We start from the raw sequence: 19660 nt of genomic DNA on the forward strand, positions 1-19660 counted from the left end.
CTGTCTTAAATCAGCATTTTATTTCTGTGCAATCTCATACATTGCTGCCGCCAGAATCTGGTAGGACAGCATCATTTTCTCTACATCCGCACATTCATTCGGCTGGTGAATGACATCCGGCTCTCCCGGGAATGTCGGCCCAAAAGCAACCATATTATCAAATGCTTTTGCATATGTACCGCCTCCGATGGCGATCGGCTGATCGTCTCTTCCTGTTTCTTCTTTATATACGTTCATCAGCTTCCGAATCAGCTCAGAATCCTTCGGCACGTATAACAGTTTGCCTTCAGACTCCAGATCTGCATTCATTCCATAAGCCTCTGCCTGTTTCTTCATTGTTGCAACAAGGGTGTCGCGGTCTCCATTCTTTGGATAGCGGATATCTAGTGTGAAGAACAGATCTTCCTCTGTGCATTTTACAACACCAAGGTTGACTGTTGTCTCTCCTGTCTCCTCGTCTGTCCAGCAGATATCGAGAGATTTTCCATTTGTCTCTGTTCCGATCTTTTCCAGAATAAAGTTGATCATCTGTCCCGGATCTCCATCGATGCCACAATCTTTTACAGCCTCAAACAGCTTGATTGCCGCATTGACTCCTTTTTCCGGAGTACTGCCATGTGCGCCCTGTCCTTCTGCCACGATTGTAGTCTTTCCATCTGCCTTTGTCACGGTGATGCCGTCTGCTTCTTTGACATCCAGATCACCTTCTACAACCATTGTACATTTTGGTGTTACGACATTCTTTGCTGTACCGCCCTCAATAGAAAGCACTTTGACACTGGACGGATTTTCTACTTTCTTTGTAACTTCCCAGAAAGACTGTCCCTTTTCACAGAAGATAACCGGGAACTGTCCGTCCGGAGTAAAGCCGATCGCAGGCTGTTCTCCGCCAGCTTCGTTATAATGTTTTACACAGGAAGAACCGTTTTCTTCATCTGTTCCGAAAATCACACGGATTCTTCTGTCGATCGGAAGTCCGAGATCACGGATCGCTTTCAGTGCATAAATCGCTCCGATTACCGGTCCCTTGTCATCCAGAACTCCGCGGCCGTACATCTGTCCGTCATGAATCTCGCATGCCAGCGGCGGGTATTTCCATCCCTCTCCAAGCGGAACAACATCCAGATGTCCAAGAACCGCTGCCATTTCTTCGCCCTCGCCATATTCGATCCAGCCAACCTTGTTGTCAAGATTGCCTGTCTTAAATCCAAGCTTCTCGCCCAGTGCCAGAGCGTGGTCCAGAGCTTCCTTCGGTCCTCTTCCATATGGTGCGTCTTCCTCCGGTGCGCCTTTGACACTTTCGATTGCGACACTCTCTTTGATGGAAGCAAAGATCTCATCTTTAAGCTCCATCATCTTCTCGTTTAATTTTTCATATCCCATTGCTATAACTCCTTTCGCTGAATCACTTCAGCATAGTAACTCACAGAATTATTCTATAATATTCCATGACAAAAGGCAAGAGATATCAGACGATTTTGCCAGTAGAAAACTGCTGAGAAACCTGCCCGGGTCCGATAGTCAGATTTTTCGGCTTTTGGGAAATTTCTTCATTATAACTGCAGGTTTTAGCGACCGCAGACGGTTTGATCTGGCAATTCTTGTTTCGCAACCGTAGATTCTGATTTCTACGGTTCAAATGCAATACCCTCTTCTTTTAACCGTAATATCTGATTTGGTTTTCTCTCATACGAGTCATGTCCCCTATTTCCAGATGGCAAAAGCAGGGCAGTACCGTTTGCCGCGATACTGCCCTACTATAATCATTAACCTTTTTACGAAACCAGTTCCCACATCTTTAGCTTCGCTTCGTCCGCCTGAATTTGAAGTCCGTAGTTTTCCGGATAAAATCTCGTGGAAAAGACATACTCTCCATCATTTACAAACACCTCGCAGGTCGATACATCTGTGAGAATGGTTACATTATTCAGAGTTTCGATTTCCTGATACCGGAGGGTCCGTCCGCCGGACGCATTGTCTTTGGAAGGATTGATAAACCGCATCTCAAATCTGCTGTCCCGATATTCAAGAATCAATTCTTCTCCGAGTACAGCATGGAACTGATTTTCTTTGATTTCCGCAATTCTTGCTTCATAAACAGGTTCTTCTTCCACATAAAGGCCGCCTGTCGCTTCTGCCAGAATCCGTTTCCTTTCTTCCAGTTCTCTGACCGGACGCTGCAGGACTCTTCCGTCTTTCACATAAATTTCTCTTGGAATAGTGAAGCAGTGCTGCCATCCGTCCTCGATAGTCCGGTTTGTATGTTCCGGACAGTCCGGCATTCCCATCCATCCAATCTGGACTCTCCGGCCATCCTCTGTCTCAAAGCTCTGCGGCGCATAATAATCAAAACCGCAATCCCAGAGTACATATTCCGAAAGCGTACACTGCTCTGCAACGTGGCCTTTCACTTCAAAATAACCGGACTGGTAGACATTTTTGTCTTTCCATTTCTCACCTTCCAGTCCCTGTACCGATGCAGAGAGAATCTTCTTTCCATCAATTTCAAAGTAGTCCGGACATTCCCACATGAAGCCAAACGGCTCTTTTGTGGTAATTCTGTTTTTCAATAACCAGTGAATCCGGTCTGAAGATGCAAATAGAAGCGCCTCTCCAACATCATCTTTCCGTCTGGCCCCCTGAATCATGTAGTAGATGCCATTCTCTTTCCAGACCTTCGGATCCCGGACATGTTTTGTCACATCTTCCGGATAATCTTCATTTGTCATCAAAAGCTGCTTTCGTCCAAACCGGAAGCCATCCCCGCTCTCCACGAGTATGGTGTTGGCTTCCCTTCCTTCCGTCACATAATCAAAGTCGCCGTCCAGCTTGACATTTCCGGTATAGTAAAAAGAAATTCTGCCATCTTCTGTCAACGCACAGCCGGAATAAACACCATGGCAGTCGAACGGCTGATCCGGGTAAAGTGCCGCTCCCTGATATTCCCAGTGAAGCATGTCACGGCTTGTGGAATGTCCCCACAGCTTCAGGCCTCCCTCCACGTCAAATGGAGAGTACTGAAAAAAGGCATGATACAGGCCTTGATACTGGCACAGCCCGTTCGGATCGTTCAGCCATCCGGCCGGAGGGGCCAGATGAAATCTTGGCCGGAACCTGTCTGGCTCTCCGGACCGGCTCTCAATCTTCTCAATCATTTTGACCAGTTTTGTAAGATCTTTGGATAATGCATTCATTGAATTCTAAGCTCCTGTTCTGATCGTCATTACTGTCGTTCCCCGGCTGACCTCCTGCGGTTCAGCCTTTTCAACCGCCGCAAAGCTGTCGGCATTGGTCAGAATCATCATGGTTGCCGTATCGTATCCGGCCTTTTTGATCTGATCAAGATCCGCTTCGATCAGCAGATCCCCGGCATGTACCTGATCCCCGTCCGCTACTCTTGTCGTAAATCCTTTTCCTTCCATCTTGACTGTATCGATTCCTACATGAATCAAAATCTCTCCTCCGAGACTGCTTGCAATGCAGACTGCATGTCCCGTTTCATAGATACTGACGATCTGACCGTCACAAGGTGCCACGATCTGTCCGTCTGACGGGATGACTGCCGCCGTCTTCCCAAGCACTTCCGCCGCAAATGTCGGATCACTGACCTCAGATACCGGAATCAGCGTTCCATTGACCGGGGTATGAAGTTCTTCGCTTCCGGCCGTTGCTGTTGTGTTCGCAGGAATCTCGCCTGCCTCTTTTTCATCCCTGTGTTCTTCCGGCAATGTCTGCGGTGCATCCGCCTTCACAACTTCCGGCTTCTGATCTTTATTCTGATCCTTATAAAGAATAAAAGAGAGAATAAATGCCACACCCACTGCGATGACCATCTCGATAATATACTGAACCGGCTGTTCCAGACAAAGCAGGATTCCGAAAATACCCGTTACACCGGTTCCTTTTGCTCCCAGATGCACGATTGAGGCATAAAGTGCTCCACATCCTCCTCCGATACACCCTGCGATAAACGGTTTGAAAAACCGAAGGTTGACGCCGAAAATTGCCGGCTCCGTGATTCCCATAAACGCACTCAATGACGAAGGAAGGGCAAGTGATTTCACCTTTTTATCTCTGGATTTGATTCCCACTGCCAGCGCCGCCGCACCCTGTGCAATGTTTGCCGCACTTGCAAGAGGAAGCCAGTAGGTCACTCCGTACTGTGCAATCTGTCCAAGGTCAATGGCCGTGTACATCTGGTGGATGCCTGTTACAACCGTTGGAGCATAAAGTCCGCCCATGATAAGGCTTCCGATCCCAAGCGGCAGGGTAAGCAGCCACTGAATCGCACTCAGAACCGCATTTTCCGCCCATACGAAAACCGGACCGATAACCGCAAGTGTAAGGTATCCTGTCACAAACACGCTGACCAGAGGGGTAACAAAAAGATCCAGGACCTCAGGCACGACTTTGTGAAGTTTCTTTTCCAGTACTGATAACAGCCATACTGCAATGACAACCGGAATAACATGTCCCTGATAACCGACCATGTCAATGTCATACAGTCCGAAAAAGACGGACTGGGTAGCCTGCACACCTTCTGTCGCTACGGTGTAGGCATTCTGAAGACTCGGATTGATCATAATCATACCGATGACTGCTCCCAGATACGGGTTGGCACCGAATGCTTTTGCTGCCGAAAACGCGATGAGGATCTGTAAGAATGTATACGCCGTATTGCTGAAGATATTGGCAAATACATAGAAGGACCCGCTCGTATCAATGTTGATAAATCCATTGGAATTCATAAAGTCCAGAGAGTTCATGATTCCCATAAGGAATCCGCTTGCCACAATGGCCGGAATGATCGGAACGAAAATGTCCCCCAGAAGCTTGATTGCCCTCATAAATATATTCTGCTTCTGTACCGCGGCCTCCTTGGCCTCTGCCTTGGAACTGGCCGTCACTCCGGAAACCGCAATGAATTCGTCAAAGACCTTATTGACCGTCCCTGTTCCAAGGATGATCTGAAGCTGTCCGGATGCCTCAAATACGCCCTTTACGCCGTCTACGTTTTCCAGGGCTGTTTTATCCGCTCTGGAATTGTCTGCAATGACAAGGCGAAGCCTTGTTGCGCAGTGTGCGGCAGAAACAATATTTTTGCTTCCGCCCACATGCTCCAGGATTTCTTCTGCTGTTTTTCTGTAATCCATGTTTCTCCTCCTTCATTTTATGTAATCGATTTCATATCCTGCATAAATAATAACGAAAAAAGTGCCACTTGTAAATATGGCACTTTTACTGATTTTTCTATTCTGTTTTTGTGAAAATTGATTGCTTATCTGTTTTATCCTCTGTCTAATGTTCCATAATCTGGTATCCGAGTTTCATCCGGATCGGCACCTGATGTCCTTCTTCAATAATGTCCAGCAGCATTTCCGCAGCCTTGATTCCGCTTGTTTTATAGTAAAAATGGACTGTTGTGATTCCCTCGGAAACTGCTTTTAAGAACTGATTGTCCCCAAAACCCGTCACTTTCACCTTTTCTCTTCTTTCCTTTTTGCACTCTTTCAAAGCTTCCATCGCTCCCGCCGCGATTGTATCTGTCGCGCATGATATGATATCGATATCACTATTTTTCTCTAAAATCGCTTTTGCCTGACGGTACCCGGACTCAACAGAAAACTCCGAAAGCCCGTACAGTTCTTCCGGAAGAACAATTCCCGCCTCCAGAAGTCCGGCCCGGAATCCGTCTTCTCTTTCCTGCCCGACAGCCCGGTCATCTCTTGTCACTCCGATATAGGCAATTTTTTTCTTTTCTTTTCCGGCAATCCTCCCTGCCAGATCTTTCGCTGCGCCATAATCATCATGATACACACAGTTTGCTTTATCCGTATACTGTCCCAGCACTACGATGGGAACCTTGCTCTGCTCAAAAAATTTCTCGTGCTTTTTGGAGATGACCGTTCCGATCAGAATAATCCCGTCTACCGGATAGTTTTCAAACAGCCGCATATATTCCAGTTCTTTTTCCGACCGGTTGTTCGTGACAGTAAGCAACATCTGAAACTGCTTTTCCGCCAGTACTTCTCCAATCCCGTCCGTCACCCGCGCAATGGACTCGGAACTGAGCTTTGGTGCTACAACACCGATCAGCCTGGCTTTTTTTGTCCTCAGAATCCGCGCCTGGGCCGACGGATGATATCCGGTCTTCTCAATAGCCTCCCGTATCCGTTCTTTTTTCTCTTCACTTACATATCCACCATTCAGATATCTGGAAACAGCCGCACTTGACACCTGCGCGAGCTGTGCGATTTCTTTGATTGTCATATCAAACTTTTCCTCCTTTGCCTGCATTCTCTGCATCCACATCTTCATTCAACAGTGTGAAATGATTTTTGCGAAACGTCAGAACTCCTTCCTTCTTCAGCTTTCCAAGCACCGCTGAAAGGGCACTTCGGTCCGCCGCAAGATAATCCGCAAGCCCCTGCCGGTCAAACGGGATCTCAAAACTATTGCTTCCCTGTCTCGCCGCCTGTCCGCCAAGATATGACAACACTTTCTCACGAAGTGTTCTTCTGGAAAGATGGGCGACCCTCCCTGCAAGAAACAGATTTTTCTTCGCCAGGATCTGCATCATATTTTCCACAAGGATCTGCTGCGCCCTTCCTGTCCCGCTTCGCCTCATCATCCGTCCAAAATGAATCCACAGTACTTCCGTATCTCTGGCTGCCTCCACCGTAACAAGAGACGGCTCACCTGCCGCCGCAAAGGCCTCCGCAAAAATCTCTCCCGGCATTCCCTGCGCAAGCAGTGTAGTACTTCCGCTGAACTCTTCTCTCAATATATGAATACATCCTTCCAGCACGATACCGAATTCACCCGGAACCATTCCCGCATGAAGCAGGACTTCCCCTTTCCGGTAATATTTCTTTATAGCCCGGATCTCCTCTACAAGCCCCCGGATTTCCATATCGGTCATGCCCGAAAACAACGGGCATTCTGCTATAATTTGTATTTGATCCATAATTCTCCTTCGTTGTAATTACAACCGACTCTTTTTCCTGAGTGTACTATCCTATACTCAGGAAGTCAAGCCGTTTCCTGTAAACAAAATGAACAAGGAGGAATATGATGATCAGAAAAATAATCAAAATCAACGAAGAACTCTGCAATGGCTGCGGCCTCTGTGCCCAGGCGTGCCACGAGGGCGCAATTGAAATGATAGATGGAAAAGCAAAACTGGTGCATGAACATTACTGCGACGGTCTTGGAGACTGTCTGCCTGCATGCCCTGCCAATGCAATTACATTTGAAGATCGGGAGGCGCCTGCTTATGATGAGGCAGCTGTCAAAGCTGCTCAGGCAGAGAAAGCCGGAAAAGCAGAAACCGAAAAGCCGGCACTTGCCTGCGGATGCCCTGGAAGCATGGCAAAAGCCATTCATCGCAGCGGGGTAGCGCAGACCGCGCCGCAGCCTACCGGCTGTCCGGGACTTCTTTCCCAGTGGCCGGTTCAGATCAAGCTGGTACCGGAACAGGCTCCGTACTATCACAATGCGAATCTTCTGATCGCCGCCGACTGTACCGCTTATGCATATGGAAATTTCCACCAGGATTTCATCCGAAACCACATCACGCTCATCGGATGTCCAAAACTGGACGAAGGCGACTACACGGAGAAACTGACCTCAATTTTAGCAAACAATGAGATCAAAAGCCTTACGATCGCACGGATGCAGGTTCCTTGCTGCGGCGGTCTGGAGCGCGCGGCAGTACAGGCATTGAAAAACAGCGGAAAAATGATTCCCTGGCAGGTCCGGGTCATCACACCGGAAGGGCAGATTCTGGACCGTTAACTTTCCGCTGCTTTTGATCAAAGAATCATTTTATATTTTTTTACAAAACAAGGAGGACGTCCGTCACGTCCTCCTCTTTGTTTATCTTCCTACTATTTTTCTGATCACACAGAGCACAACACCAATCACACTGCATCCGAGTATAACTGTGCTGACACGCTCCACTACTGCAAGTGCCAGTCTCGCACCTTCCAGAACCTGTGGACTTGCCGGGATCACCGGTACCACATAACCTGCAGCTGCCGCCAGAATGGCAAACAGAATAAATGCTGTCAGCCCTCGTCCCGTGTCGTAGCTTCTGACACGATTACCGTCCGGCATCTTCTTTCCTCCAAGAAGCCAGAGTGCAGAAATGACACCGTACAGGAGAATGACTCCCGCAATGCCAAGGTAGAGCGCCTGTGCATAATTCCGGTCTGCGGCCACCCGCCAGATCTCGCCAAGCGTACTTCTCTCAACCCAGAATTCCTGCCACAATTCCAGAACAATCACAGCCATCACGACAAAACATCCACATTTCAGCGCAATGGAAATTCCCTTTCCGACTGCTTTTCCTGCTGTCTTTCCGGCTTTTCCTGCCACACGTCCGGCTGCTTTCACCGGGCGGGCCGCTGAGCCTGATTTCTTTTTCTTCTGTCTGTCCTGATCCCGTTGCTCCTGCTCTCGTCTGCCGTCTTTGCGGCTGTCTTTCTGAGGCGCTTTTTTCACCGGTTTTTTACCATTTTTACCGTCTTTTCCTGTACCGGATCCCTGCTGCTGCGGACGTCGCTTTCTTTGCGGATTCTGTCCATCCGTGCTGCGTGCTCCGGTATTTTTCCTTTTCGCTGACGGGTCTTTTGCCGGCTCGGATTTCGGTGTTTCCTCTTTTTTCTCGAGGTTCCAGTTCTCCTCGTCTCTCCAGTCTTCTATCTCAAACGGCTCCTCTTCAGACTTGTCCTGCGCACCGCCTTGTTCCCCGGAGGCTGCATCCGGCCGGCTGTCCAGATCTTCATCATCATCCAGCCACTCCACATCGATCCAGTCATCCTGTCCCTGAGGCTCTTCCCGTCTGATATGATCTTTAATCCGTCCTCCCTTATGTTCCATACAATCAGTCTCCCCTTCCGTAAATCTGATTTCTTCTGTAACACATGTATTTTAACACGGATTCTTTTAGATAAAATGGTTTTCACATTTTTTTAAGAATTTTAAGTAAATCGTAATCTCCTGTCTTTCTCCAGCCTATCCAAGATATGTCTCAAGCAGAAGAAGAGTATTCTTCACTCCATCCACATGGCTTCTCTCGTATCCGTGAGATGCATAAACACCTGCCCCGATCAATCCATGGCGCACATCATATCCGGCTGTCAGTGCAGCATCCGCATCCGATCCGTAATGAGGATAAACATCCACCGCAAAATCGCATCCCGCTTTTTTCGCCGCCTCAATCAGATTAGAAACGACATCATAATTGTAAGGTCCCTTGCTGTCTTTTGCACAGATCGATACCTGATGCTCTTTGCAGGCAAGACCGTCTCCTACACATCCCATATCCACGGAAAGCACTTCTATCACACCATCCGGAATGGAAGCGGATCCGCCGTGTCCAACCTCTTCAAAAACTGTCATGTGGAGATAAATTCTCCGCTTCGGAGTCACGCCATCCTCTTTGATATGCTTTGCGTATCCAAGAAGCATTGCGGTACTGAGCTTATCATCCAGGAAACGGCTCTTGATATAGCCGCTCTTTGTAATTGTTGTTCTCGGTTCAAAGCAGACAAAATCTCCGGTCATAATTCCCAGCTTCTCCGTCTCCTCTTTGGAAGATGTCTTTTCGTCAACAACAATCTCCATCACATCGTATGTCCGCTTTGTCTCCGCGTATTTACCATTTACGTGAATAGAGGCGTTGCAAAGCTGGCATGTCCCGTCATAGATACGTCCGTCCCGTGTCCGGATGCGGACAGTCTCACCTTCTGCGGAGTTGGCGTCGATTCCTCCCACCGGAGAAATCTCCAGACATCCGTTGCTCTTGATCTGTGAAACCATCGCGCCCAGTGTATCTACATGAGACTCTACAAAGACCGCATTGTCCGCGTCTTCTCCGCCGAGATCCGCAATCACTCCACCTTTTACTGTGCGGTATGCCGGCACTCCCAGTTTCTCAAATTCATTTAAAAGATAATCCGTCACCTCTTTTGTATAGCCTGACGGGCTGTCGATTGCAAGCAGGTTTTTCAGCTGCTCCAGTACGTATTCCATATTCATTGGTCCTTCTCCTTTCTCATACCTTCTGCTTCTCTTTGTATGATCCATTATAGCATCAGACGGGCCTTTTTTGCTACCCATCCATTAAAACGTTTCCCATAATTTACATTTTCTTTTCAAATGCTATAATAAAATAGAACGCAGTGAAATGCTGTGTAATTGATGGATGCGCTTTTACGCATCACTGTAGTTTTATCGAAAGGAATGAGTATCATGCATAATCAACTGACTGTTACCCTTTTTAAGCGGTATTTCATTCTCCTGGCCGGTCTTACCATCATGGCTTTCGGGGTGGCATTTTCCATCAAGGCCAGTCTCGGGACATCGCCGATCTCCAGTGTTCCTTATGTCATCAGCCTGTTTTCTCCGTTTACTGTAGGAACCGCTACTATTCTCATGCACTGCGTTTTTATACTGCTCCAGATTTTAATTCTCCGAAGAAAATATCATCTGATTCAGCTGATGCAGCTTCCTGTAGCCTTTCTCTTTGGATATCTCACTGATTTCGCGGTCTGGGCGGTCCGCGGCATACAGTGCCATACATACTGGCAGCAGTGGATTGTCTGTCTGGCGGGTATCTTTCTGGTAGCCGTCGGGGTCAGCCTGGAGGTCAAGGCCGGTGTAGTCGTTCTCGCCGGAGAAGGAGTAGTCCTTGCCATCTGCCAGGTTCTTCCGGTCAAATTCGGTTATATGAAGGTGGGATTTGATGTGACATTAGTACTGACTGCCTGCATCCTTTCGCTCGTGTTTACTCAAAGCCTTCAGGGTGTCAGGGAAGGAACCGTTGCCGCTGCCCTTCTGGTCGGACTGATTGCAAAACGTCTGGGAAAAATATGGGAGAGATTTCCGCTGGAAGAAGCATAAAAACTGCTTTGGCAGCATACTTTCTGTTGACACTTTCACAAATCTCCGATATCTTAATTATTAGTGAGTTATTTCTATATTGAACATGGAATGAGGTTATGAAAACAAATGGAAAAACGGACAAAATTCATCATTAACTTTTTGTACTTCGCAATTATTATTGCCCTCGCCTTTTTTGTGCTGAGGTTCGCGCTGTCCTTTCTTTTCCCGTTTGTCGCGGCGCTTTTTATTGCCTATATATTGAGACGCCCTATTCAGTTTATTACCACAAAAACACAGCTTCCCCGGAAGCTGTCAGCCATTCTTGTGGTTCTGGTATTTTATGTGACAATCGGTACACTTTTAGTGCTTGGAAGCATCCGGGCTTTTTCTTATGTAAGCGACCTGATACAAAGGCTTCCGCAGATTTATCTCCGGTATGTAAATCCGGTCCTGATTGATCTTTTCGATCAGCTGGAACACGCGATCCAGCAGGCGGATCCTTCTATTCTGGATACCGTAGATTATTTGTGGAACCAGCTTATGCAGTCTCTTCGTGGAATTGTATCGAATCTTTCTCTTACCAGTATGGAGGCAATTTCCAATATTGCGTCCTCCCTTCCGATGCTTTTCATCCGGCTGGTTTTAATGATCATCTCTACCTTCTTTATTGCTATGGATTACGAAGCCTTATCCGCTTTCTGCATGCGCCAGTTAAGCGACAAAGCCCAGAACGTGGTCCGGCAGATCAAGCAGTATGTGGTCGGTACATTATTTGTCTGCATCCGCTCCTACGCACTGATCATGAGCATCACATTTGTAGAGCTGGCTGTCGGCCTGACTTTGATCGGTATCAGGAATTCAGTTCTGATCGCTTTGTGCATTGCAGTTTTTGATATTCTTCCGGTTCTCGGTACCGGCGGTATCATGATTCCATGGGCTGTTATTTCTGCAATCCTCGGAGATTTTCCGGGAGCGATCAAGCTTGCGCTGCTCTATGTATTCATCACTGTCGTGCGCAACATTATTGAGCCAAAAATCGTAGGCGGACAGATCGGACTTCATCCGGTTATTACACTTGTCAGCATGTTCGCCGGTGTCCAGCTGTTCGGTGTAGTCGGTCTGTTTGGTTTTCCGATCGGGCTGTCACTGCTTTCCTATCTGAACCGCACCGGCACAATCCATCTCTTCAAGATGGGTTCAAAAGAATCGGACGAGAATACCAATAGCTGACGCTATCTATATAAAAAGCAGGAATTCCTGGATAAATGGGATTCCTGCTTTTTTATGGGGAAATCATCCGGAGCCGGAATATGAAGTTTCCTTCATATATCTGTTGACATTTTCATATTCTTCTGATAACATGAAGTTAACTTCACAAGAAGCTGACTTCACATTGATGAGAGGGTACACATGAAAACAAGAGTAAAAGAATTAAGAACAGCAGCAAAAATGACACAGCAGCAGCTGGCTGATCTGGTTCACGTTTCATCGAGGACGATCATTTCCATCGAGAAGGAGCAGTACAGTCCGTCCCTGATGCTGGCCTACCGGATGGCCCTGATATTCGGCGTCACCGTTGAGGACTTATGCTGTCTGAAAGAGAATAAAGAAAAGGAGGATAAACAGTATGAAGATTTATAACAAGAATAATTTTTTCCTTGGATTGTTTTTTGGCCTGCTTGGCATTGCGATGCTGATTGCAAGCATCTGGAAAGGCTTCGATATCAAGGGAAGCCTGATCATGGTTTTATGTCTGTTCTTCGGGATTGGGATTCTAATCCGCAGTTTATCCGCCGGTCTGTCCCGTGAAGATAAAATCAGCAAACTTGACGAAAGAAATCTCCTCGTAAAGATCAAATCCCGAAGTACTGCATTTTTATGGTCGGAAGGCATCTGCTTTCTCTGCCTGCTTGCATGTATGCTGGGGCATTCTGTCATCGGAGAAGTATTATCGGTACCTATGACACTTGCGTTTGGCATCATGTTAGCCGCCATGATGCTGCTGGAATTAATTACTGTAATTTATTATAACCGGAAAATTTAAAATACTTGTTTACCTTTTATCTATTTCCTCTTTTTATAGAAAAAGATATAATAATTATATCTTTGAGTAATGGAGGAACATTAGATGACGGAAAAAGAAAAAATGCTTGCCGGACAGCTTTATGACTGCGGCGATGAAGAGCTTTTGACACAATGGCATAAGGCAAAGGACCTGGCCAGGGACTATAACCAGACAGATTCCGCAAATGCACAGGAAAAAGAACGCATTTTAAATGAATTACTTGGCGGAAAAGGGAAAAATCTCTGGATTACCGCTCCTTTCTATGTCGATTATGGTAACAATATTTATTTTGGCAATAATTGTGAAGTAAACATGAATTGTACTTTTTTGGACGATAATATTATTCGGATCGGCAATAATGCGCTGATCGCCCCAAATGTTCAAATTTACACAGCATTTCATCCAACCAACGCTTCCGACCGTTTCGGTTCACCGAAAGAAGATGGCTCCTTTGAATTCTGCAAAACACAGACCGCGCCTGTCGTAATCGGTGACAACGTATGGATAGGCGGAGGCGCAATTATTATGCCTGGCGTCACGATTGGTGATAACGTTGTTATCGGTGCAGGCAGTATTGTCGCAAAGGACATTCCAAGCAACACGATTGCTTACGGAAATCCTTGCCGGGTAAGACGGGAAAATAAATAGATTTAGTAAAAAAGATTTGAAGTTGATAAAGAATTGGAGACTCTCCGTCTATTGCGGCTATTCCAGCTTTAATAGACGGATTTTTGATAAATCCTTGACTGTAAGCCTTGTTTACAGCTTATTATTAAGTAAACTAGAGTTGCTTGAAAGGGGATGCATAACATGACTATGAAAGATGTAGAAGAACGAACAGGTCTATCCCGTTCTAATATCCGTTTTTATGAAAAAGAAAAACTCATTGAGCCTTCAAGAAATGAAAGTAATATTAAAAAGTCAGATTATTGATTTGAACAGAGTGAAATTCATGTGCGAAAAAATGTTGTATGAAGAAAATATTAGTTATGAACGTTAGAGCAGTTCAACCGTATCATTGGAGCGCAGGATATAACGTATTGCTATTGTGCGGACATCTGTGTATAATAAAGAAAAAGATATGAACGAGAAAGGAGCATTCTGTTATTATGGCAAAGTCAGCAAATTTATATGCAAGAATAGAACCTGAAGTCAAAGAGCAGGCCGAAAAAATCCTCTCCACACTTGGTATTCCTGCTTCTAACGCTATCAATATGTTTTATAAACAGATTATCTTACATCGGGGACTTCCTTTTGAAGTGAAAATCCCAGACAGAACGCCCACAGATATAAGTATGCTGGGAACAGAAGAACTGCATGCAGAGTTGGAGAAAGGATATGTGGATATGAAAGCAGGTCGAACCAAAGATGCAAAGACGGTTTTTGCTGATATTCGCAAAGATTATAGCTTATGATTTTTAACGTAGTCACATCAATACAGGCTGAGGAAGATCTGCGAGGGATATTTGAGTATATCACTTTTGAACTTTTGTCACCAGAAAATGCCGAAAAGCAACTGGAACGTCTGGAAAAGCAGATATTAAGTTTAGATGAAATGCCGGAACGCTTTCCGAGATATGGAAAAGAACCGTGGCATAGCCGAGGTTTACGTTTTGTTGCGGTAGATAACTATATCGTGTTTTATCTTCCGGATGTGGAAGAACAGGTGGTAACAATTCTTCGTGTCATGTACAGCGGACGCAACATTGAAGAACAGTTAAGCGTCTATATAAAGCAATAAGCAATTCATACAAAGCGGTTTCTCCTTTGGAGATCAACCGCTTTTTCTATACTCAAATTCAAAAGTGGAAAATGTTTGCAAACACCGATTTTACAAGATTTGCAAAAAAATTTCAAAAAATTAGCACTCACCTCTTGACAGTGCTAATATCAAGTGCTATATTACACATAGAACAAAGGGAACAGATAGAAAAGAGCCGGAAAGCTTAGGTACCTGCCCCGAAATACCACTCCCCCAGCGGGGGTGATTACATAAATATTTTGTCAATTGAAAGGAGAAATGACTTATGATGATGCCTAGTATTTTTGGAGAGAACTTATTTGATGACTGGATGGATTTCCCATTTGATGATGATTTCTTTAGAAGAACACCTTCTTACAGCAAGAAGAGTTCTACATCAGTAATGAGGACAGATATCAGGGACACAGATGATTCCTATGAACTGGATGTCGATCTTCCTGGATACAAGAAAGACGAAATCAATGTTCAGCTGAAAGAAGGATATCTGACCATCTCCGCTTCGAAGAATACAGAGAACGACGAGAAAGATAAGAAGGGCAACTACATCCGCCGTGAACGTTATAACGGCACCATGAGCCGGAGCTTCTATGTAGGCAATGCTATTCACCAGGATGATATTCGTGCAAAATATGCCGATGGTATCCTGAAGATCTCCGTTCCAAAGAAAACGAAAAAGGAAGTTGAGCAGGCAAATTACATCTCCATCGAAGGTTAATATAAAAAGAGAGCCGGCGGCAGTCAAACATCAGTGACTGCCGCCGGTTTTTTATTGTCTTTCCTCTTCTTTATGATCCAGGCTGATACAGACTGCCCCCATCTGCGCCGCCTCTTTGCTGTCATGTGTAACAAAGATCACCGTCTTTCCGGTACACATTTCTTTCGTATAGTCCATAACCTGTTTTTTTGTCTCTTCATCCAGACCTTTGAAAGGTTCATCCAGAAACAGGATATCCCAGTCGCAGCAAAGTGCCCGTAAAAGCGCAACCCGCCGTCGCATACCGCCGGAAAGTTCCCGGACCGGCTGATCCTCACACCCGGACAGCCCGGCCGCCGTCATTGCTTCCCGGATCTGACGCACCTCCTCCCGGTCCCGGCCCCACGGCTTTTTCTGCCGCACCAGCCGGATATTTGCGGAGGCGCTTAAATTCTCACAGAGCCGGTCCTCCTGAAAGACCATGCTCTTTTTCATTTCTTCCATTCCTTCGATACTTCCCGAATCCGCCTCTTCCAGTCCGGCCAGAATCCGAAGAAGCGTCGTTTTTCCCGCACCGGACGGTGCCATAACACATGTAGTCTTCCCTTTTTCGAACTCCGCCGAGAAACCGGCGAGCACCATGTGCGTACCATAGGACTTAAAAAGACGGGAAATCTTGATTTTTCCATTATCCATCTCAGCTCATCCTTTCCAAATGACTGACAATCCGGTCTACTGCCGCCAGAAACAGTTTCTCAAATACAAGGCTGATCAGCACAATCACCACCGTCCACGCAAACAGATCCGGCGTGTTCAGATAGACTTTGGCATTGTACAGATTTTCTCCGATAGAGCCGTCCGGAATTCCAATCACTTCCGCCGCCACCCCTGCCTTCCAGCAAAGTCCAAGAGCCACCGAACACCCTGACCGGAAAAACGGAAGGACCTGCGAAACATAGACATAACGGATCTGTACTGCCTTCGGTACTTCAAATATCTGCACCATCTCCAGAAGTTTCGAATCCGTACTAAGGATCCCATCCAGTACATTCGTGTAAAGAATCGGAAATACCATCAGAAAGGAAATCACGATGGAAAGATTCCGGGAGGGCACCCAGATCAGCACAAGGATGACAAAGGACGCGACCGGAACCGCCTTGATCGTCAGCACCGCAGGCGCAAGAAGCTCTCGAATACGCCTGAACCGGGCAGAAAGTCCTGCCGCCAGAATCCCCGCTGCCATGGCAATAAGAAAGCCGCCCAGAATCCGTACCAGGGAAAATCCGATGGACTGCCAGAATTCAGTTTCCCTTACAAGCTCTGTCAGCCTCCTGAAAACAACAACAGGAGATACCAGCAGTATCTCCTGTCCGATCCAAGTGCTGACTGCCTGCCACACAAGCAGCCAGACTGCCACAGCCCATAATCTGATTGTTCTTTTTTTCTTCTTATTCGCTGTAGTAGAAATCATCTTCCGGCAACGCTCCTCCTATTGACTGCGCATTGGCATCCAAAAGCACCTGCAGATATCCGGAAAGCTGTTCTTTCATCTCATCCCCGGTAATGCAGACAATGTTGCACTCCGGAAGCGCTTTTTTCGCCACTTCTTCCGTCACAATTTCATACTGTCCAACCAGCTTCGCCGCATCATCCGTATTTTCGTTTACATAGTCAACGGACTCTTTGTAGTGATCGAGGAAATTCGCCACTGCTTCCGGATTCTCTTTTACAAACTCGCTTCTCGCAACAACGACTCCTGTCAGAAGCGCGCTCTTCTCCTCTTTATTCTCCTGAATCTTATCCCATTCCTCTGTCAGATCCAGCGCAACGCGGATATTTGGATTCTTTGTCTGCGCTGTCGTCACAAACGGCTGCGGGAGCATTGCGATTCCGCTCGGATCATTTGCCAGTGCCGCCACACATTCCGAGTGCTCGCTCTTCCACTCAATCGTCACATCTGCTGCCGGATCGATTCCGTTTTCCGTCAGAATATAATTCAGCGCATATTCCGGAGTAGACCCTTTTCCGCTTGCATAGATCGTCTTTCCCTTCAGATCTGCTGCTGACTGTACTGTCTCTCCGTTCTCAACGATATAGAGAACACCAAGTGTATTAACTGCCAGAACCTGTACCTGACCTTTTGTATTGTTGTACAGTACGGATGCCAGGTTGGCCGGTACCGCCGCGATGTCAAGCTCTCCCTGCACCAGCTTCGGTGTCACTTCGTCTGCGGATGCCGCAATCTGGAAGTTGTAATTTTCATCATCCACTTCGCTCTTGTCCACATCATCCATGAACTTCACCATTCCCATGGCGGTCGGTCCCTTCAGTGCCGCGATATTGACATCCACCGGCTCTGCGGTCTGTTCCTGCTTTGCAGAATTTTCTTCACTTTGCTTACTGCCTTCATCCGTACTCTGAGAGCCGCAGCCTGCGAGGGACGCCGCAGCCAGTACCAGGACAAGCAGCCATGAACATAACTTTTTCATAATAAGCTCCTTTCTTTCTATCAGATAATATTATGATAAATCAATTCTTTACTCCGGGCAAGCCTGTTTTGTTTTTTGCACAATTTCCTGGCTGTCACGGAAACAAAAAGCCAGGTTCCCCTGGCCGCCTATGTGCATACGATGATGCACATGGCGGCACCGGGAACCCGGCAGCTGAATCTTATACATATTCAAAATCATCCGGCCCTTTGAACCAGGTATTTCTTCCAAGGTGAAGAAGGAATGCCAGCACGGCAATAATCAGATATCCGATCGCAAACGGCGAGGTCGGATAAAAGCCCAGCTGTGCACTGTGGATAAATCCAAAGCAGGCAAGCAGAAAACCTACAAGAGCCGTAATCCCTACTTTATGAAGCTGTTTTTCTATGATGAAGACTGTCATGGTTCCAAGCAGAATTCCAATAATGATTGCCCCGGCTTTTACGCCCGGCACACCGTTCCACATCACCCCGGCATCTTTGATCATCTGTGTAACTTCTGCATTGTAGCCGGACGTTCCGTCCGCCAGCACTTCCGTACTGTAACCGGCAAGTCCCACTGCTCCGGTGATCTGCGTATACAAATAGTCCGCAACCGGCGGAACCATGGCCACGGCAATGGCACCATAATGCTTTACCGGGCAGTCTTTGAAGGCCTGTGCTACCATAACTACGGCACACCAGAGGAAGGTCACCGCGCACACTGCAGGCGGAACCATATTACTCAAGAATGTAAATAATCCGAAGATTCCTGCCGCTCCAAGCACAAGACCGGATACAAGAGAATATCCGATTCCTGCATGGGACTTTTTCAGTCCGGCATGTCCAAGCCACACCGTATTCGGGATCACCCCGCCGCAGACTGCGGAAAGCATGGTACAGATTCCATCTGCAAACTGTGTTTCCCGTACATCGTAGTTATCACCGGCAGCATTTGCACCTTCTACATTATCCATCGTCTCGATGAAATTATAAATCTCCACCGGAATAACAATAGTCAGGTACGGAAGTACAACTGAAAATCCATTAATCAGATGCTGCACACTGTTGACCGGATTCGGTATATAAAATCCGATTCCGCTGAAATCAACCGAAGTCCGTCCAAGGCAGAATGCATAAATGATTCCACCTACAATGGCCACCACCAGCGGCGGAATCTTCTTCGGGAACAGATAGCCTCCAAAAATGCCCACGAACGCGACAAGCAGGATCGGAAGTCCTACAAGCGGATCTCCAAACACATCAAATACTCCCTGCGTCGCCATCCAGATAAATCCAATCCCGGAAACCGTTCCGAGAAGTGCTGCTCTTGGGAGTTTTCTCTTCATCCACGGACCGATAAATCCACCAAGAGCTTCCACTCCACCTCCAATGAAACATGCTGCTACCGCTGCCGACCATGCGAGTTCCGGATCATTGAGCGCATAGTGAAGCGGCATGATCACTCCGTACAGCATAACGAACATGGCAGGTGTAGAAACACCGGATGGCAAAGCCGTTACGTCTGCCCGTCCTTCTTTTTTAGAAAGCCGCCGTCCCATAAACGCATAATAAATGCCGCTCAGCATCAGACCTACAGACATACCCGGTATAACGGATCCGTATACAATCTCATCCGGCCATTCCAGGACGCCGGAAAGAGTTGTGATAACAATCAAATAGTTTACAATGTTATTTGTAATGGAATAGGTCATTCCACCAATGTCGCCACGTTGAAACCATGGCACAAGTGTTTTCTCTTTATTCATTTTTTTCTCTCTC

21 protein-coding genes are annotated in these 19660 nt (G+C 46.8%); 10 read left to right on the top strand and 11 right to left on the bottom strand.

Going from position 1 to position 19660, the window contains the following annotated elements; genetic code table 11:
- Nucleotides 1-18: 18 nt before the first annotated feature.
- From pepV to B5G11_RS13505, 5 genes are all read right to left on the bottom strand, one after another.
- Nucleotides 19-1383, bottom strand: coding sequence for a dipeptidase PepV (pepV, locus tag B5G11_RS13485; protein ID WP_087254661.1), 1365 nt, complete (start codon nucleotides 1381-1383; stop codon nucleotides 19-21).
- 392 nt (nucleotides 1384-1775) lie between these two features.
- Entirely contained in the window at nucleotides 1776-3194 is a 1419-nt protein-coding gene (locus B5G11_RS13490) for a glycoside hydrolase family 32 protein (protein WP_087254666.1), read from the bottom strand.
- A 6-nt stretch (nucleotides 3195-3200) separates the two neighbouring features.
- Entirely contained in the window at nucleotides 3201-5153 is a 1953-nt protein-coding gene (locus tag B5G11_RS13495) for a PTS beta-glucoside transporter subunit IIBCA (RefSeq protein ID WP_087254668.1), read from the bottom strand.
- A 145-nt stretch (nucleotides 5154-5298) separates the two neighbouring features.
- Nucleotides 5299-6270, bottom strand: coding sequence for a LacI family DNA-binding transcriptional regulator (locus B5G11_RS13500; RefSeq protein WP_087254727.1), 972 nt, complete (start codon nucleotides 6268-6270; stop codon nucleotides 5299-5301).
- A 1-nt stretch (nucleotide 6271) separates the two neighbouring features.
- On the bottom strand, nucleotides 6272-6967 hold the full coding sequence (locus B5G11_RS13505; protein ID WP_087254671.1) for a Crp/Fnr family transcriptional regulator: 696 nt from the start codon (nucleotides 6965-6967) through the stop codon (nucleotides 6272-6274).
- A 107-nt stretch (nucleotides 6968-7074) separates the two neighbouring features.
- Between B5G11_RS13505 and B5G11_RS13510 the strand changes: the two genes are divergently transcribed.
- The gene (locus tag B5G11_RS13510) at nucleotides 7075-7797 is read left to right on the top strand and encodes a 4Fe-4S binding protein (protein ID WP_087254674.1); all 723 of its coding nucleotides are present in this window, start codon (nucleotides 7075-7077) and stop codon (nucleotides 7795-7797) included.
- An 81-nt stretch (nucleotides 7798-7878) separates the two neighbouring features.
- On the opposite strand, the gene B5G11_RS13515 is transcribed toward B5G11_RS13510, so the two are convergent.
- Both B5G11_RS13515 and B5G11_RS13520 read right to left on the bottom strand, forming a co-directional pair.
- Complete coding sequence (locus tag B5G11_RS13515; RefSeq protein ID WP_087254677.1) at nucleotides 7879-8883, bottom strand: hypothetical protein; 1005 nt, start codon at nucleotides 8881-8883, stop codon at nucleotides 7879-7881.
- A 135-nt stretch (nucleotides 8884-9018) separates the two neighbouring features.
- Entirely contained in the window at nucleotides 9019-10044 is a 1026-nt protein-coding gene (locus B5G11_RS13520; protein ID WP_343215516.1) for a M42 family metallopeptidase, read from the bottom strand.
- A 213-nt stretch (nucleotides 10045-10257) separates the two neighbouring features.
- Here B5G11_RS13520 and B5G11_RS13525 point away from each other — a divergent pair, with 213 nt between their 5' ends.
- The 9 genes from B5G11_RS13525 (at nucleotide 10258) to B5G11_RS13565 (ending at nucleotide 15432) form a co-directional block, all read left to right on the top strand.
- Nucleotides 10258-10908 (top strand): DUF6198 family protein, encoded by a 651-nt coding sequence (locus tag B5G11_RS13525; protein ID WP_087169633.1) that lies wholly within the window; start codon nucleotides 10258-10260, stop codon nucleotides 10906-10908.
- 108 nt (nucleotides 10909-11016) lie between these two features.
- Entirely contained in the window at nucleotides 11017-12120 is a 1104-nt protein-coding gene (gene ytvI, locus B5G11_RS13530) for a sporulation integral membrane protein YtvI (protein WP_087169634.1), read from the top strand.
- 180 nt (nucleotides 12121-12300) lie between these two features.
- Entirely contained in the window at nucleotides 12301-12531 is a 231-nt protein-coding gene (locus tag B5G11_RS13535; RefSeq protein ID WP_087169635.1) for a helix-turn-helix transcriptional regulator, read from the top strand.
- Nucleotides 12518-12934, top strand: a complete 417-nt coding sequence (locus B5G11_RS13540) for a hypothetical protein (protein ID WP_087254680.1) — start codon at nucleotides 12518-12520, stop codon at nucleotides 12932-12934. The genes B5G11_RS13535 and B5G11_RS13540 overlap by 14 nt, the downstream gene beginning before the upstream one ends.
- Before the next feature lie 84 nt (nucleotides 12935-13018).
- Nucleotides 13019-13603: a sugar O-acetyltransferase gene (locus B5G11_RS13545; protein ID WP_087254683.1), complete on the top strand. Its 585-nt coding sequence runs from the start codon at nucleotides 13019-13021 to the stop codon at nucleotides 13601-13603.
- A gap of 162 nt (nucleotides 13604-13765) precedes the next feature.
- A complete protein-coding gene (locus tag B5G11_RS13550) occupies nucleotides 13766-13888 on the top strand; it encodes a MerR family transcriptional regulator (protein WP_330677504.1) in 123 nt (40 codons plus the stop codon).
- A gap of 176 nt (nucleotides 13889-14064) precedes the next feature.
- Nucleotides 14065-14370 (top strand): type II toxin-antitoxin system RelB/DinJ family antitoxin, encoded by a 306-nt coding sequence (locus B5G11_RS13555; RefSeq protein WP_087169637.1) that lies wholly within the window; start codon nucleotides 14065-14067, stop codon nucleotides 14368-14370.
- A complete protein-coding gene (locus tag B5G11_RS13560; protein WP_087169638.1) occupies nucleotides 14367-14696 on the top strand; it encodes a type II toxin-antitoxin system RelE/ParE family toxin in 330 nt (109 codons plus the stop codon). The genes B5G11_RS13555 and B5G11_RS13560 overlap by 4 nt, the downstream gene beginning before the upstream one ends.
- A 286-nt stretch (nucleotides 14697-14982) precedes the next feature.
- Entirely contained in the window at nucleotides 14983-15432 is a 450-nt protein-coding gene (locus B5G11_RS13565; protein ID WP_087169640.1) for an Hsp20/alpha crystallin family protein, read from the top strand.
- 51 nt (nucleotides 15433-15483) lie between these two features.
- Here B5G11_RS13565 and B5G11_RS13570 read toward each other — a convergent pair whose 3' ends face one another.
- The 4 genes from B5G11_RS13570 to B5G11_RS13585 form a co-directional block, all read right to left on the bottom strand.
- Nucleotides 15484-16107: an ATP-binding cassette domain-containing protein gene (locus B5G11_RS13570; RefSeq protein ID WP_087169641.1), complete on the bottom strand. Its 624-nt coding sequence runs from the start codon at nucleotides 16105-16107 to the stop codon at nucleotides 15484-15486.
- A 1-nt stretch (nucleotide 16108) separates the two neighbouring features.
- Nucleotides 16109-16882 carry an ABC transporter permease subunit gene (locus B5G11_RS13575; RefSeq protein ID WP_087254686.1) on the bottom strand — a complete coding sequence of 258 codons (774 nt, stop codon included), beginning with the start codon at nucleotides 16880-16882 and terminating at the stop codon, nucleotides 16109-16111.
- Entirely contained in the window at nucleotides 16860-17900 is a 1041-nt protein-coding gene (locus B5G11_RS13580; protein WP_087169643.1) for an ABC transporter substrate-binding protein, read from the bottom strand. The genes B5G11_RS13575 and B5G11_RS13580 overlap by 23 nt, the downstream gene beginning before the upstream one ends.
- Nucleotides 17901-18081: 181 nt before the next feature.
- Nucleotides 18082-19647 (bottom strand): xanthine/uracil/vitamin C permease, encoded by a 1566-nt coding sequence (locus B5G11_RS13585; RefSeq protein ID WP_087254689.1) that lies wholly within the window; start codon nucleotides 19645-19647, stop codon nucleotides 18082-18084.
- Nucleotides 19648-19660: the final 13 nt, after the last annotated feature.

The organism is Drancourtella sp. An57, from assembly GCF_002161525.1.
In the GTDB taxonomy this organism is placed as follows: domain Bacteria; phylum Bacillota; class Clostridia; order Lachnospirales; family Lachnospiraceae; genus Sellimonas; species Sellimonas catena.